The organism is Agromyces albus, from assembly GCF_004134825.1.
In the GTDB taxonomy this organism is placed as follows: domain Bacteria; phylum Actinomycetota; class Actinomycetes; order Actinomycetales; family Microbacteriaceae; genus Agromyces; species Agromyces albus.
The window spans coordinates 1-1,444 of sequence record NZ_SDPN01000096.1 but is presented as its reverse complement, the minus strand read 5'-3'; the positions used below and the strand labels follow the sequence as shown (position 1 = coordinate 1,444).

General features: G+C 71.2%; 2 protein-coding genes and 1 pseudogene. 2 read left to right on the top strand and 1 reads right to left on the bottom strand.

The annotated features are described in order from the left end of the window. A partial coding sequence (locus ESP51_RS20370; RefSeq protein WP_206737382.1) for a C40 family peptidase occupies positions 1-475 on the top strand: 475 nt, incomplete at its 5' end. A 114-nt stretch (positions 476-589) separates the two neighbouring features. On the opposite strand, the gene ppa is transcribed toward ESP51_RS20370, so the two are convergent. Further along, positions 590-1,081 carry an inorganic diphosphatase gene (gene ppa, locus ESP51_RS20365; protein ID WP_129522677.1) on the bottom strand — a complete coding sequence of 164 codons (492 nt, stop codon included), beginning with the start codon at positions 1,079-1,081 and terminating at the stop codon, positions 590-592. An 82-nt stretch (positions 1,082-1,163) separates the two neighbouring features. Here ppa and ESP51_RS20360 point away from each other — a divergent pair. Next, positions 1,164-1,444 (top strand): annotated as a pseudogene (locus ESP51_RS20360) (ATP-binding protein); the annotation flags it as partial.

The following is a 1,444-nucleotide window of genomic DNA, read 5'->3' as shown; positions in this document are numbered from 1 at the left end:
CTCGCCCGCACCGGCACCGGCGCCCGCAACCAGCGGAGGTCAGGCGCCCGCGCCCGCTCCTGCACCCGCTCCCGCGCCGAACCCCGCCCCGGCGGCACCGAACGCCGGCGCGGTGGAGACGGCCATCTGGTTCGCGAGCCAGCAGCTCGGCGAGCCGTACCGGCTCGGCGGAGCCGGCCCCAACGTGTGGGACTGCTCGGGCCTCACGAAGGCCGCATACGCGGCGGCCGGCATCGGCATCGGCACGCACTCGGCGACGAACCAGTACTACACGCTCGCGGGCCGCGGCAAGGCGGTGCCGCTCTCGCAGATCCAGCGCGGAGACCTGCTCTTCTGGGGTTCGGGCGGCGACTACTATCACGTCGCGATCTACCTCGGCGGCGGCCGCATCCTCGAGGCGCCGCGCGAGGGCGTGCCGGTGCGCGAGTACTTCATCTGGGGTTCCCCCTCGGCGGCGGCGCGCCCGGCCGGCTGACGCATCCGCCGCAGCTTCGAACGCCCGAGGTGCGAGAAGGGGCGAGCCGTCAGGCTCGCCCCTTCTGCGTGCACGGATGTCGCAGCACGCGACATCCGTCAGCTCACGAACTGCTCAGTGACCGTGACCGGGGAACTTCTCGATCGCCTTGGCGATGAGCGACTCGGCCTCGGCGACGTCGCCCCAGCCCTCGGTCTTGACCCACTTGCCCGGCTCGAGGTCCTTGTAGTGCTCGAAGAAGTGCTCGATCTCCTTGCGGGTGAACTCGGGGATGTCGTCGACGTCTTGAATGTGGTTCCAGCGCGGGTCGCCCGCGGGCACCGAGATGATCTTCTCGTCGCCGCCGCCGTCGTCGGTCATGCGGAACACGCCGACAGGGCGCACCGACACGCCGACCCCGGGGAAGAGCGGGTAGTCGAGCAGCACGAGCACGTCGAGCGGGTCGCCGTCGTCGCCGAGGGTGTTCTCGAAGAAGCCGTAGTCGGTCGGGTACGCGAAGCTCGTGTAGAGCACGCGGTCGAGGAACACCCGCCCCGTCTCGTGATCGACCTCGTACTTGTTGCGGCTCCCCTTGGGGATCTCGATGATGGCGGCGTACTCGCCCATGCTGGTTCTCCTTGAGTTGGAAGCTTGGCCCGCGGCCGGTCCGGTTCGGAACCCGGTGCGATCGGCGGAATAAGGTTACTTGATGCCTTCCGACGAGCAGCCACACGGGCGCCGGCCCCGCCTGACGCCGCCGATCGCCGATGTGCGACGCGCGGTGAGGTCGGTGCTTCCGGATGCCGCGGGCCTCACGGCTGCCGCGGAACGCTCGGCGTCCGCGCCGCGCGAAGCCCCCGCGACATCCGCTCCGTTCGTGCTCGTGGCGCTCTCCGGCGGAGCCGACTCGCTCGCGCTCGCGGCCGCCACGGCGTTCGAGGCGCCGCGAGCGGGCCTTCGGGCGGGCGCCGTGATCGTCGACCACGGGCT

Bases quoted from the DNA above. Each gene is read 5' to 3' on its own strand.
- ppa (WP_129522677.1), bottom strand. From the start codon at position 1,081: ATGGGCGAGTACGCCGCCATCATCGAGATCCCCAAGGGGAGCCGCAAC.